This window comes from Streptomyces sp. NBC_01450, assembly GCF_036227505.1.
Lineage (GTDB): Bacteria > Actinomycetota > Actinomycetes > Streptomycetales > Streptomycetaceae > Streptomyces.
Genome location: NZ_CP109480.1, coordinates 1,407,354 through 1,419,463, shown reverse-complemented (window position 1 = coordinate 1,419,463; position 12,110 = coordinate 1,407,354). Strand labels below are relative to the sequence as shown.

Here is a 12,110-nt window from a genome sequence, read left to right as displayed (position 1 = left end):
ATTAAACATTCAACAAAGAGAGCTGTAATCACCCTCACACCGCGAGGCCGGTCCTCACCCGGGTGCTGCCCGTCCGCCGGTCACCTCCGGACCAGTAGTTGATTGTTCGATCCAAAACGAGTACCTTCCCCGGCATGGCGCGTCCCCGAGCGTTCGATGTCGACCGAGCCGTCGACCAGGCGATGGAAGTCTTCTGGCGGCAGGGCTACGGCGCCACATCCCTGTCGGACCTGACGTCGGCACTCGGCATCGGCAGCGGAAGCCTGTACGCGGCGTTCGGATCCAAAGAAGAGCTGTACGCCCGCGCCCTGGCGCGCTACACCTCACGCAATGCCGCCGAGCTGGTCGCACATCTGGAGTCCGCCGACGAAGTGCGCCCCGCTTTGCGAGCTGCCCTGACCGCCATGGCCGAAGCCGATCTCTGCGACCCCGAACGGGGCTGCATGCTGGTCAAAGCCGCCACGGAGGGGAGCGCGCCCCGTGACGCGGGCGGACCGATCCCGACCACGCTCCGGCTTGTCGAATCAACCATCGCCGCAGCACTGGAACGGGCCAAGGTGCGCGGCGAACTCACGGCGGACAAGGATCCGGCTGAACTGGCGCGCCTTTTCACCACCTTCATCCAAGGGCTGCGCGTCATGGGAGGAGCGCAAGCCGGACGGAAGTTCCTCGAATCGGCCATCACCGCCGTCATGCGCACCTTGGACTGATCGGGGAGCGGCACCACCCGACCCCACCAGAGACCGCGTGTCAGGTGCGCCATGTGACAGTCGTCGGTGTGGCGAGGCCGGGTGACGCGCCACGACTTCCCGGAGTGGGATCTGGGTCTTCGCCGGTACTCCAGCGCGAGGACCCTGCTGGTCAGGTGCTCGCTGCCGCGCTGGAGGCGTGGGAGGTGGAGGTTGACGCGCGGCGTCCCGAGCGCCGGGAAACGCGGCAGCTGAACGCGACCGACCCACTCGCCGTGGACGCGAAGCGCGCGCCCGCGCTCGGCGGCACCGCAGCCGCACGCGCCGGAGGAGGCACCGGGCCGTCCGGGCAGGGATGGATGAGGCGTTCCATCCCAGCTCTCGACAGCAGCCCTTCCCGGCACAGCGCGTCTCAGGTCAGCCGCCGCGAGCACCCGAAGTACGCTGGAAGACGGTCCGGTCGCTCCGCGGTTCCTTCCGCCAGGGTGACCAGTCAAATCCGGGCAGGAGCGTCGGTCCCCGCCCGCGGCCGAGTGGACAGGGCCAGGCCAACTTTTCCGGTATGTGTGTTGCCGGGCATGTGGCTGGGTTGCCGGGTACGGAGCGCGTACGGCGAACCCACGGGTGCGGTGAGCGCCACCGGCATTTCATGTCGGCTTGCACGATCGCGAGGAGATACGGCCATGAAGATCGCTGTTGTGGGCGGCACCGGGTTCGTCGGGTCACGGCTCGTGGAAAAGCTCAGATCGGAGGGGCACCAGGCGACGGCGCACGGCAGATCCACAGGTCTGGATCTCGTGACAGGGGAGGGACTGCAGGACGCGTTGTCGTCGGTCGATGTCGTGGTGATCACGATTGACGCCCCGACCTTCGACGCGGCCGCGTCACCGTTCTTCCGCAGCACCTCGGGCAATCTCCTGCGAGCTGCTGAAAAGGAAGGCGTTCGGCATGTCGTCCTGTTGTCGATCGTCGGGATCGACCGGATTTCGGAAGTCGATTACTACGCGGCGAAGATCCTTCAGGAGCACCTCGTCGAGGTCGGCCCGATCCCGTACTCCATCGTTCGCGCCACCCAGTTCATGGAGTTCGTCGAGAAAATCATGTCGTGGACCAGTGAGGGAGACATCGTGCGTCTGCCCACGACTCGGATGCAGCCGATCGCGGTGGGGGAGGTTGTCGACACGCTTGCCGACGTCGCGACCGGTACGCCCATCAACAGCACCGTCAGCATCGCTGGTCCCGATGTCTTCCCGCTGGACGAACTCGGCCGTCTCACCCTGCGGGCGCACGAAGACGGCCGCAGGGTCGTGGTCGACGAATCAGCGGGTCTGTTCGCCGCTGTTCCCGACGATGCGATCACTGCCCCCAGCGGGGCGCGCATCGGCAGCGTGCACTACACCGACTGGCTCGCTCATGGACATGCGGTGGCATAGGCATGCCGAAGGCGCGGCCGGCCGTCATGAGCCATCAGCCATCAGCCTGGTTGGTCCGCGCTTTGAAGGCCGCCGGGACGCCGAAGCGGGGATCCGGCTCGTGCCTCGTCGGCCACCTCGCGCACCCCTTTCACCGCGATGCAGGCCGACCAGCACCTGGAAGGGAATCTCCACCTCGGCCTCGGAGCTGTCGCCGATCAGTACGCCTGACTCGGTGGCGATGAGTTCTCAGCCGAGGGCGGTGTTGCGGGCGCCGGGGTTCATGCCGAGGGTGCGCTGGGCCCAACGGCCGCCCCATGACGTGGAGTTGAAGGTGGGGCGGGTGCGGAAGGGGCGAGGGGACAGCTCGGCGGCGGTGCGGCGCAGGGTAGAACCGTCCAGTGAGGCCGGATTGCGGGAATCCCGCAGGTCGAACCAGCGGTCGATGCGGGGCGCGAGGGTTTCCCGGTGCCGGTCCAGCAGCGGCCAGTCGATGTAGAACAGCCGCTTGGTGGTGGCCCCGGCTCGACCAAGGAGTGACCCGCGGCGCTCGACGGTGGCAGGTGCGGTTGGCCGCACTCGCGGCTCCGGGAGACGTACTCGGCAGCAGCGGGCGCAGCCAGCGGGCGCAGCGACTGGTGCGGTACGGCGAAGGGCAGGTTCTGCTCCGCACGGCTGCCGACGGCCCATGCGCGCGCCGATTCGGCTCCCCGCCGGTCGGCATAGAACCCGGCGCTACAGCTTGAGCAGCTTGACGGCGTGTCCTGCGTCGCGTGCCTCCACGGACGGTCCCGATTCCCGGGCCGGGCCGGACCTGACCAGGTGGCTCGCCGCGTCGAAGAGGAGGCCGCCGACCACGGCACAGATGCCGATCGTGAACAGCAGACGGTGGTCACCACCGCTCTGGCCGAAGAGGTAGGAGAAGCCGTAGGAGGCGAGGGCGAGGAAGAGGGCCGAGACGATGGTGGCCTTGCCCCAGGCGGGTGCCTGGGCCTCGGGGCGGGGCACGAGCTGGTGCACACGCCCGAGGAAGACGGGGACGATTCCGGGCGGGAAGGATCCGATGACCATGCTGAGCAGTGCGACCGGCAGCAGACCGTGCACGGTACAGAGCGCTGTGAGCGCGACGACCTGGACGGCGGAGGTGAGGCGCAGCGCGACCGCGAAGCCCATCCGGTCCGCGAGGTATCCGTACACGGTGGGGCCGAGGATCGCCCCGACGCCGTAGACGATCCAGACGAGGGAGCCCCGCCCCGAGCCCTGTCCGAGGCCGCGGGAGACGAAGTCCACGAGGAACTCCATGGTCGGCACGAGGCTGACGCAGAGCAGGGCGTACTCACCCAGGGCCAGGTTCAGCTTGAGGGAGCCGGAGTCCTTGTGCGCCGGGGTCTGAGGACGTGCCGCCCGCGGGGCGGGGGAGTCCGTCCGAACGGGCGTCGGCCAGCCCTTCCAGCTGAAGGCCGTGAGGACGGCGCACAGGACCGCGAGCCCGATCCAGGTCGCCCGCAGTCCACTGCCGAGCAGGAGCGGGAGCAGGGTGCCTGTCGCCGCGATGCCGAGACCCAGTCCGAGGAAGACGGCACCGCCGGCCACACCGCGGCGGCGGTCCGGCAGATACGGCAGGACCGCACCCGCCACCCGGACCATGATGACGCCCCCGGCCAGGCCCGAGATGAGGCGCCAGAGGAAGAACCACGTCACCGACACCGGGACGCAGCAGGCCAGGATGGACACGGTCGCGAGGGCCATCGACCAGCGCAACGCCCAGGGGTCTCCCAGTCGGCGAGCGACCCGGCGGTCGGCGAGCGCGCCTATCAGGTATCCCGCGAGGTTGGCGGCGCCGAGGTACGAGCCCGCCGTCTCGGAGAACCAGTGGTTGCTGATGAGTTCGGGCAGCAGCGGGGTGTACACGAAGCGGGCCAGGCCGATGCCGACGAAGGTTGCGGAAGCCCCGGCGGAGATGGCGCGCCAGGGCGCGACCTGTCGTACGGAGGAGGTGGTCATGCGAAAGTTCCGGTTTCTGCGAGCGAGGCGGCTCCGGGAGTCGGGAGGCCGCAGAGCTGCCATCTTTGACAGACGTGTCATGTTTGACAGCGTCGCAAACTTTGACGACTACGTCAAAGATGGGTAGCCTGGAACGCATGGCAGGGCGACGTCAGTTCGATGAAAAGCAGGCGCTTGAGCAGGTCCTGGACGTCTTCTGGCATCAGGGCTACGGCGCCACGTCGATGGCGGACCTGGCGACCGCGACCGGTGTTCAGCGTGGTTCGCTCTACAACGCGTACCACGACAAGGAGGCGCTGTTCCTGCGCGTCTTCAAGGACTACGAGGTCGCCTTCGTCGCCGACGCCGTCGCCCGGCTCGCCCACCCCGACCCGAGGCAGGCGCTGCTGGACTTCTTCGACTTCACCATCGAGTCCATGACCGCGGGCACCCCCGCCCGCGGCTGCCTGACGACCAAGACGGCCACCGACACCCGGGCCGGGACGGAACCCATCCGAGGCGCGCTGCGCGGCATGCTGGACGGCCTGGAACGCGTCCTCGCCGACCGGCTCTCCCAGGACGATGCCGTTGATCGGCTGGCGGTACCGCCGGTCGAGGCGGCGCGGGTCCTGGTCACCATGACGCGCGGCAACGTCGTCATGGAAAGCGTGTACCAGGACCCGTCCCGGCTGCGGGCCGCGGCCAAGACCCTGGTGGACATGATCGTCCGCGCCGACTGACGACCCTCTCCTGGGCCCGGCGGGACCTTCCCCCTGACTCGATCCAGGCGCCCGGCATCGTGAGGGAGCGACGTACGGATCGATGGCGGCGTCGTGCCGACCTGTGCCCGAGCGCCGCGACGCCTGTCGACGGCACTGCGTCCTCGGCCACCTCGCACCGGTCGAGTTCGAACCGCGACTGCTCGCATTAACGGTGCTGTCACTCGCCGCACGAAGCCCGGTGTCCACTCCCGGGGATCAACCTCGCCTCGGCTTCTGTCCTTCCGTGCACGCACGGCCGCTCGCGGCAGCGCAAGGCGCGTGTGAGACCCGACGACAGTGCATCTGTGATGAGCGCCACACTCCGATGTTCGAACTTCGGCGCCCGCCGTGCATCTAGTCGGCGTCGGGTCACCGAGCGGCCGCGGAACACCACTTCTCCGCGGCCGTCCACTTCATTCATCAAGGACCGTTCAATGGGTTATCTACGCGGATTCGTCCCCTGGATCGTCTCCGGCGTCGTCTCGTCCTTCGACTGGCGCTGGGGTGCGGTAGGGGGCCTCGTCTCGGGGCTGCTGCTGCTGTTGCAGGACCGCCGTCGTGGCGTCGGCCTCGATGCCCTGATCCTGGAGATCAGCACCGTCGCGTACTTCGTGGTGGTCGGCGCCGTCGCCGTCACCAGGCCGGATTCGGCGCTGGCGGATCACACCGACGTCCTCTCTTTCGGCTGGCTGGCCGCCACCGCCTGGGGGACCCTGGCGATCCGTCGCCCCTTCACGCTGGGTATCGCCAAGTGCCAGACACCCCGCGAGTACTGGGACATGCCGGAGTTCATCCGGGTCAACAACCACATCACCAGTGCCTGGGGCACCGGTTTCACCTTCATCGGCGTGAGTCTGGCGGTCTGCGGCGCGGTGGACGCCCCGGCCGGGGTGGGCATCGCCGCCCATGTCGCCGGCCTCGTCGGCCCCGCCGTCTTCACGAAGGTCTATCCCGCCCGGGCCCAGGCGCGACTGCTGGCCCAGGCGCCGGTGACGGCCATGCCCCGATAGGCCGCCACCGGCCGTCCCCTTCGCACGGCCTCCGCAACCTCGCACGGCCTCCGCAACCTCGCACGGCCTCCGCAACCTCGTATGACTTCCGCAACCTCGCACGACCAAGAACTCACCGCACGAAGGAGCTGACGCATCGTGAGCACCATCCCGGAAGCAAGGAACGTCGTTCTCGTCCACGGCGGATTCGTCGACGGATCGGGCTGGAGGGGGGTTTATGAGCTGCTGCGCGCGGACGGCTACGCCGTGAGCGTCGTCCAGAACCCCACACTCTCGCTCGAAGGCGACGTCGCCACGACCGAACGGGTACTCGACGCGCAGGACGGCCCGACCGTACTGGTCGGACACTCCTACGGCGGCGCGGTGATCTCCGAGGCGGGCAACCACGAGAAGGTGTCCGCACTCGTGTACGTCGCGGCGTTCGCGCTCGACAAGGATGAGTCCGTGAACACCCTCATCGCCGACCCTCCACCCGGCGCTCCCGTTCCGCCGATCCTGCCCCCCAACGAAGGGTTCCTCTTCCTGGACCGGGAGAAGTTCGCCGCTTCCTTCGCAGGGGACCTGCCCGCCGACGAGGCCCAGTTCCTCGCCGACTCCCAAGTGCCCTGGGGGCTGGACGCGTTGGGGGGAACGGTCGCCCGGCCCGCCTGGCGCACCAGGCCGAGCTTCTACCTGGTCGCCACCGACGACCGCATGATCCCGCCCCCGGCCCAGCGCACCATGGCCGAACGGGCCGGCGCGACGGTGAGCGAGACCGGCGGCAGTCACGCCGTCTACGTGTCCAAGCCCGCCGAGGTCGCCGCACTCATCAAGAAGGCCGCCTCAGGCGCGACCGCGTGAGGAACCCCCGCAGGCCGCTGCGTGCCGTGCCCACCGCGGCCGAAGCACCAGGATGATCGCCGCCCCTCCCGCGGATCCCGCGACCGACCCTTGCGGATCCCGCACCCGTTCGTCGCGGGATCCGCAGGGGGCTCGACAAGGAAAGCAGCATGACTGACGAGACAACTGTCCCCCTGTATCTCCGGGGACGCTTCGCCCCGGTCCCCGAGGAGCACAGCGCGGCCGATCTCACCGTGCGGGGCACCCTGCCGCCCGAGCTGGACGGCCGCTATCTGCGCAACGGCCCCAACCCGCTGCCCGGCGAGGACAAAGGGCACTGGTTCACCGGCCCCGGCATGCTCCACGGCATCCGGCTGCGCGACGGACGCGCCGAGTGGTACCGCAACCGGTGGGTCCGCACCCGGGAACTGGAGGGGCATCCGTTCGTCCGCGCGGACTTCACCATCGACCTGGCCGCGACGCCCGCCAACACCCATGTGATCCGCCACGCCGACACCGTGCTGGCCCTGTGCGAGGTCGGCCTTCCCTACTGGGTCACTCCGTCGCTGGAGACCGTCGGACCGTACGACTTCGGCGGACGGCTGACCACCGCGATGACCGCCCACCCCAAGGAGGACCCGGTCACCGGCGAACTGCACCTGTTCGGGACCGGGTTCGCCCCGCCCTACCTCACCTACCACCGGGTCACCGCGGAGGGAGTGCTGCTCGACAGCCGGCCCATCGACGTGCCGGGCCCGACGATGATGCACGACTTCGCCCTCACCGAGCACCACATCGTCTGGATGGACCTGCCCGTCGTCTTCGACCCCGCCCTGGCCGGCCGCGGCGGTATGCCGTACCGGTGGGACGAGGCGTACGGCGCGCGGCTCGGGGTCATGTCCCGCACGCCCGGCAGCACCGATGTGCGGTGGTACGACGTCGATCCCTGCTATGTCTTTCATGTGGGCAACGCCTACGAGGACGCGCAGGGGCGCATCGTGCTGGACGCGGTGCGCTACGACCACGCCGGCTTCCAGCACACCTGGTCGGACATCGGCGGACCCACAGGCCCGAGCGGCCCGAGCGGTCCGAACGGCCCGATCGGTGTGCGGGAACCGGGCCATTCCCAGGCCCCCGCCGTCCTGTACCGCTGGACCCTGGACCCGGCTGCCGGACGCGCCTTCGAGTCCCAACTGGACGACCGCGAGTCCGAGTTCCCCACGCACAACGAGACCCTCACCGGGCGCCCGAACCGCTACCTGTACACCGTCTCCGGTGACGGCATCGCCAAACACGACCTCACGCGCCGTACCAGTCACGCCCATGAGACTCCCGGCAGTCGCTACGCCGGCGAGGCGGTCTTCGTTCCGGCGGCGGACGGCACCGGCGAGGACGAGGGCTGGCTCCTGTCGCTCATCTCGAACGACGACGGAGCGGCGGGGGAACTGCTGGTCCTCGATGCCGCGGAGCTCTCCGTCCAAGCGGTGGTGGAACTGCCCTACCCCGTCCCGGCCGGCTTCCACGGAAGCTGGCTACCGGAGCCCGTCCACCGGCCCTGAAGTGCCTCAGCCACCGAGCGACGACGGAAAGGCGATGGCTGCCCCGAGGACCCGCCCCGGCGTATCTTCCTCGGGAAATGCCCCTCGACCTGATGCGCCAGGTCTACCCTGCACGCGTCGCCGAGTGGGAGAAGAGGGACTCCATCTCCCGGCAGAGCATGGTTCGTGACACATCGCCACGGAGGCGCTCAGACATGGTGCCCCTCGACCCACCCACGGATGAGGAACTCACACGCAGGGCGCAGTCCGGCGAGACCGGAGCCCTCGGGCTGCTGCTGGCTCGCCATCAGGCGCCCATGCGCGCGGTGGCGATGAGCCTGCTCGGCTACGGCCCCGACGCGGAAGACGCGATGCAGGACGCCGCGCTGACCGCGCTGCGGCGCATCGGCGACGTACGAGATCCCGCGGCCGTGGGAGCGTGGCTACGAGCGGTCGTGCGCAACGCCGCCCGCATGCGCTTGCGTGCCACACGGGAGACACCCGGACTTGACGGCCTCGAGTACCTGCAGCTTCGTGACCACGAGCCGTCGCACCCGGAGCGGCTCATCGAGCAGCACGCGATGCGTGACTGGATCTGGGACGCGGTGGAGGAACTGCCGCAGCAGTTACGGCTGGTGCTGATGCTGCGGCACTTCAGCGGTGTCACCTCCTACCAGGAGATCGCCGCCGCTTGCGAGGTGCCGGTCGGCACGGTACGAAGTCGGCTCAACCAGGCCAGAGGGAAAATGGCCCAGGTGCTCCTGTCGACCGCCACGCAGGCGCACGACGACGCCTCAGCTCTCACCAAGGAGAGCAGACAGGAGGCCGTGGCGACTCTGCAGGCATCCGAGCGCGGCACCCTGCCCCGGGAGATATCCGAGTTGTGGCCGGCCGAGAGCGAACTGGTCGGCAGGCTCAACCGGCGGGGAGAGCGCATCCATCCCGTCCCGGTCATGCGACAGACCCTGGATTCGGGGGTACGCCAGTACGTGCGACATGTGGTGGCCAGTCGCGACATCACCATCTGGGAAATGGACGTCACCAACCCCACCGGTGCCACCAACCCGTGCCCGCCCACCCTCGCCTGGCTCATGTTCCGCCGGAACGGAAGGGTCCAAAGACTCCGGGTGGTCTTCCCCGAGCCGCAGCGATGAGCCCTGGACGGGGACACGGGCTCTTTCACGGCCTTGGCCCCCGGGGTACGGCCCTTCACTCGGCACGGATGAAGCGGGCCATCCCGATGGATTTGGGTGCCCTGTCGGTGAACCCGAACTTCCGGTAGAGATGGTGGGCGTCGCCGTCGGCGATGAGGGAGACGTACGAGCGGTCCGGTGCGCGGAGTTCCAGCTCGTCGTTGAGGGCCTGCATGATCCGGCGGCCGAGCCCGCGGCCCTGGTGCTCGGGCAGGACGCAGATGTCGACGATCTGGAAGAAACACCCTCCGTCGCCGATGATCCGGCCCATGCCGACCGGATCGCCACCGTGGACGACCACCACCCCGTACCAGGTGTGAGCCAGCCCCACCGCCGCACCCTCGGCGGACTTGTCGCTGAGGCCGGCGTGGGTGCGGAGTCGGCGGTAGTCCTCCACCGATGGGACGCCGGGGTGGATCTCGTACGCGCTGGGATCGGACAAGGCGGTTCCCCTTACGGCTCGGTGTGACATGGGGCGTAGCGGCCCAGGAACATGTCGACCCCGCCGGTGATCAGACGGTCGGTGAGTCGGTCGTCGATGTCGGGGACGTCGAGTCTGCCCTGTGGGACTTCGCAGGCGACGGCGCTGACGAGGGTGTCACCGAGCGGGGCAGAACCAACTCGCGGGCCGTCTTGAGGATGGCCCGTCGCTTTGCCTCGGCGCGCGGTCCGGCGGGTGGCCGCTTGGCGCCCTTCGTGCGCATATGGCGAGTCTACCGGGCATGTGAACTGAACGATTGGATGACCGGCGGCTAGGACCTGTCCGGCCGATCACGGCGGAGACGCGGGGTGTGGCACGCACATCTGCGGCGTTGTCGTCGGTCAGCGACGCTCCGCGTCGCCTCCCTCCTCCGCCTTGCAGCTGCACGCACCACACCCCGCTCACCGGTATCGACGAGACGCCGCTGCTTCCCTCCACCGTGATCGGCCGGACAGGTCCTAGTCGGTCCCTGGTGATGGGGGCCGCAGGCCGGTCAGGGTGACGTCGACGAGCCGCCGGACCGCCGCCTTGGAGGACAGGGTCCCGGCTGCGGTGAGTGCGTGGAGGCAGTAGTTCGCGAGCTCGCCGGGGGCGATGTCGTCCCGGAGGTCGCCCGTGCGTACGCCTTCGGCCACCAAGTCCCTGATCATGCCGTGGAGTTGCTGCTGCGCCTCGTTGACGTGCCGGTCTTTGTGCAGGAACGCCGCGACTTCGGTGTCGCGGTGCCCGCGTGAGGCGTGGGAGATCAGGGCGAACGCCTCGAGTACGGCCTCGAGCCGCTCGACGGGTTCGTCGGCCCGGTCCCGGACTTCGGCCAGTTGGTCGAGGTGTTCGCCGATCTGCCGTGTGTGCCAGGCGAGCAGGATCGTCTCGACGTCCGGGAAGTACTTGTACAGCGTCGCCCGGCCGATGCCGGACTCCTTGGCGATCTGCGACATCGTCACCGACGCGGGCCCGTGCTCGGCGACCAGCGCCGCGGTGGTGTCCATGACCGCGGCGCGCACCGCGGTCCGGTGTGCGTCGATCGTCTCGTTCCACAGCTTCGGCACCCGCTCAGTGTACGACCCGACGATGTCGAGACAGATTGCATTGACAGCGACAGAGTGTATCGATAAAACTGGAAGGAGAGTCCCCGGGATCGGGGCGATCGACTACGGGCCTGGCTCGTCGCCCGTACCCGGATCTGAGCCTTCGCGGGGCGGGCGCCTCGCTCTGCGCACAGCGAAAGGAACGTCATGCTCACCGCCGAAGCCCGCGTCGAGACCGAGCGTCCGAGCCGGTATCTCGTCCAGCTCTGCAAGCACTTTGACAACAAGGGCCGCCACCTGGGCCATCGGCCGCGCGGACACCACGGCGACGGCGACGCGGCGGCGCTCCGGGAGATGCGGGCGGCGGCCGCCCGGGCCGAGGTCGAGTGGTCCGAGACCGAGGGGACCGTCGTTCTGCCCTGGGGGCGGTGTGCGCTGCGGGCCCACCCGGGGGCGCTGGCGGTGCGGGTGGAGGCCGCCGACGGGGAGAACCTGCGGCGGCTCCAGGAACTCGTGGGCGGGCATGTCGAGAGGTTCGGGAGGCGCGAGCGGTTGAAGGTGGAGTGGCGAGGTGGCCAAGTCTCGACGGCTCTCCCCGGCAGCCCGGCCCGTGGTGCGGCCTCGACGGCCGAAGGGGTGGTTTCCCCGACTGGTGGGGGTGCCCCACCGTGTGCATGACGAACAGTCCCTGGGTGCCCGCGCACCACGAGAGCCAGGACTGTCCCAACGCCACGCATGCCGTCTTTGTCTCCTCGGCCATGAGAGGGAGACCTGCCGGGCCAGGACCCGTCAAGGCGGTGTCAACGTCCATGTGGCCGGCGCCAAGGATGCGTCAAGGGTCGTACCGAACGACTCGCGGAAGGGATTCGGTGGGGGAAAGCAATCCTTCCCGTCGGAGAGCTGATCTTCAGCGAGCGGAGCGCGTCGGCTGCGATGAATGACGGACCGACCGAGATGAGTACCGACCGAGATGAGTGAGGTGCGGATCCTGCCCGTCGGGCAGTTCACGCTCGACGATCCCAACGCCCTGCTGGCCCTGGCGGTCTTCACGGCGGTAGCCGGCGTCGTCGACCGTTCCCTGCGCCTGTCGCGGCGCTCGGCCCGCGCCACCGCGGAGGCGGAGACTCGCTCGCCGGCACCATCGTGCGGGGCGGCGCCACGATCCCGGCGCTGGTGGAACGCACGCGCGAGACCTT

The 12,110-nt window shown here is 69.1% G+C and carries 12 protein-coding genes; 8 read left to right on the top strand and 4 right to left on the bottom strand.

All coding sequences use genetic code 11. From position 1 onward, the window contains the following. Positions 1-134 precede the first annotated feature (134 nt). The gene (locus tag OG568_RS06340; RefSeq protein ID WP_266425520.1) at positions 135-710 is read left to right on the top strand and encodes a TetR/AcrR family transcriptional regulator; all 576 of its coding nucleotides are present in this window, start codon (positions 135-137) and stop codon (positions 708-710) included. A gap of 662 nt (positions 711-1,372) precedes the next feature. Next, positions 1,373-2,122, top strand: coding sequence for an SDR family oxidoreductase (locus OG568_RS06335; RefSeq protein ID WP_266588996.1), 750 nt, complete (start codon positions 1,373-1,375; stop codon positions 2,120-2,122). A gap of 228 nt (positions 2,123-2,350) precedes the next feature. Here OG568_RS06335 and OG568_RS06330 read toward each other — a convergent pair whose 3' ends face one another. Both OG568_RS06330 and OG568_RS06325 read right to left on the bottom strand, forming a co-directional pair. Continuing rightward, the gene (locus OG568_RS06330; protein ID WP_443077562.1) at positions 2,351-2,680 is read right to left on the bottom strand and encodes a hypothetical protein; all 330 of its coding nucleotides are present in this window, start codon (positions 2,678-2,680) and stop codon (positions 2,351-2,353) included. Between the two features lie 156 nt (positions 2,681-2,836). Next, entirely contained in the window at positions 2,837-4,105 is a 1,269-nt protein-coding gene (locus OG568_RS06325) for a YbfB/YjiJ family MFS transporter (protein WP_329530660.1), read from the bottom strand. A gap of 137 nt (positions 4,106-4,242) precedes the next feature. Here OG568_RS06325 and OG568_RS06320 point away from each other — a divergent pair, with 137 nt between their 5' ends. The 5 genes from OG568_RS06320 to OG568_RS06300 all read left to right on the top strand — a co-directional run bounded on the left by OG568_RS06320 (position 4,243) and on the right by OG568_RS06300 (position 9,366). Then, complete coding sequence (locus OG568_RS06320) at positions 4,243-4,824, top strand: TetR/AcrR family transcriptional regulator (protein ID WP_329360976.1); 582 nt, start codon at positions 4,243-4,245, stop codon at positions 4,822-4,824. Positions 4,825-5,279: 455 nt separating this feature from the next. Continuing rightward, positions 5,280-5,855, top strand: coding sequence for a hypothetical protein (locus OG568_RS06315; RefSeq protein WP_329530659.1), 576 nt, complete (start codon positions 5,280-5,282; stop codon positions 5,853-5,855). Between the two features lie 138 nt (positions 5,856-5,993). After that, positions 5,994-6,695 (top strand): alpha/beta fold hydrolase, encoded by a 702-nt coding sequence (locus tag OG568_RS06310; protein ID WP_443077561.1) that lies wholly within the window; start codon positions 5,994-5,996, stop codon positions 6,693-6,695. A 149-nt stretch (positions 6,696-6,844) separates the two neighbouring features. Next, a complete protein-coding gene (locus OG568_RS06305; protein WP_329530658.1) occupies positions 6,845-8,233 on the top strand; it encodes a carotenoid oxygenase family protein in 1,389 nt (462 codons plus the stop codon). A 194-nt stretch (positions 8,234-8,427) separates the two neighbouring features. Continuing rightward, entirely contained in the window at positions 8,428-9,366 is a 939-nt protein-coding gene (locus OG568_RS06300) for an RNA polymerase sigma factor (RefSeq protein ID WP_329530657.1), read from the top strand. Positions 9,367-9,421: 55 nt separating this feature from the next. On the opposite strand, the gene OG568_RS06295 is transcribed toward OG568_RS06300, so the two are convergent. Both OG568_RS06295 and OG568_RS06290 read right to left on the bottom strand, forming a co-directional pair. After that, complete coding sequence (locus tag OG568_RS06295) at positions 9,422-9,877, bottom strand: GNAT family N-acetyltransferase (RefSeq protein WP_329530656.1); 456 nt, start codon at positions 9,875-9,877, stop codon at positions 9,422-9,424. A gap of 467 nt (positions 9,878-10,344) precedes the next feature. Beyond that, complete coding sequence (locus OG568_RS06290; protein ID WP_329530655.1) at positions 10,345-10,935, bottom strand: TetR/AcrR family transcriptional regulator; 591 nt, start codon at positions 10,933-10,935, stop codon at positions 10,345-10,347. A 186-nt stretch (positions 10,936-11,121) separates the two neighbouring features. On the opposite strand from OG568_RS06290, the gene OG568_RS06285 reads away from it, so the two are divergent. Continuing rightward, positions 11,122-11,592 carry a DUF2218 domain-containing protein gene (locus tag OG568_RS06285; protein WP_329530654.1) on the top strand — a complete coding sequence of 157 codons (471 nt, stop codon included), beginning with the start codon at positions 11,122-11,124 and terminating at the stop codon, positions 11,590-11,592. Positions 11,593-12,110: the final 518 nt, after the last annotated feature.

Excerpts from the sequence above, each read along its gene's own strand:
- OG568_RS06295 (WP_329530656.1), bottom strand. The coding sequence starts at position 9,877 with ATGTCACACCGAGCCGTAAGGGGAACCGCCTTGTCCGATCCCAGCGCG.
- OG568_RS06340 (WP_266425520.1), top strand. The coding sequence starts at position 135 with ATGGCGCGTCCCCGAGCGTTCGATGTCGACCGAGCCGTCGACCAGGCG.
- OG568_RS06305 (WP_329530658.1), top strand. The coding sequence starts at position 6,845 with ATGACTGACGAGACAACTGTCCCCCTGTATCTCCGGGGACGCTTCGCC.
- OG568_RS06320 (WP_329360976.1), top strand. The coding sequence starts at position 4,243 with ATGGCAGGGCGACGTCAGTTCGATGAAAAGCAGGCGCTTGAGCAGGTC.
- OG568_RS06325 (WP_329530660.1), bottom strand. The coding sequence starts at position 4,105 with ATGACCACCTCCTCCGTACGACAGGTCGCGCCCTGGCGCGCCATCTCC.
- OG568_RS06285 (WP_329530654.1), top strand. The coding sequence starts at position 11,122 with ATGCTCACCGCCGAAGCCCGCGTCGAGACCGAGCGTCCGAGCCGGTAT.
- OG568_RS06300 (WP_329530657.1), top strand. The coding sequence starts at position 8,428 with ATGGTGCCCCTCGACCCACCCACGGATGAGGAACTCACACGCAGGGCG.
- OG568_RS06315 (WP_329530659.1), top strand. The coding sequence starts at position 5,280 with ATGGGTTATCTACGCGGATTCGTCCCCTGGATCGTCTCCGGCGTCGTC.
- OG568_RS06335 (WP_266588996.1), top strand. The coding sequence starts at position 1,373 with ATGAAGATCGCTGTTGTGGGCGGCACCGGGTTCGTCGGGTCACGGCTC.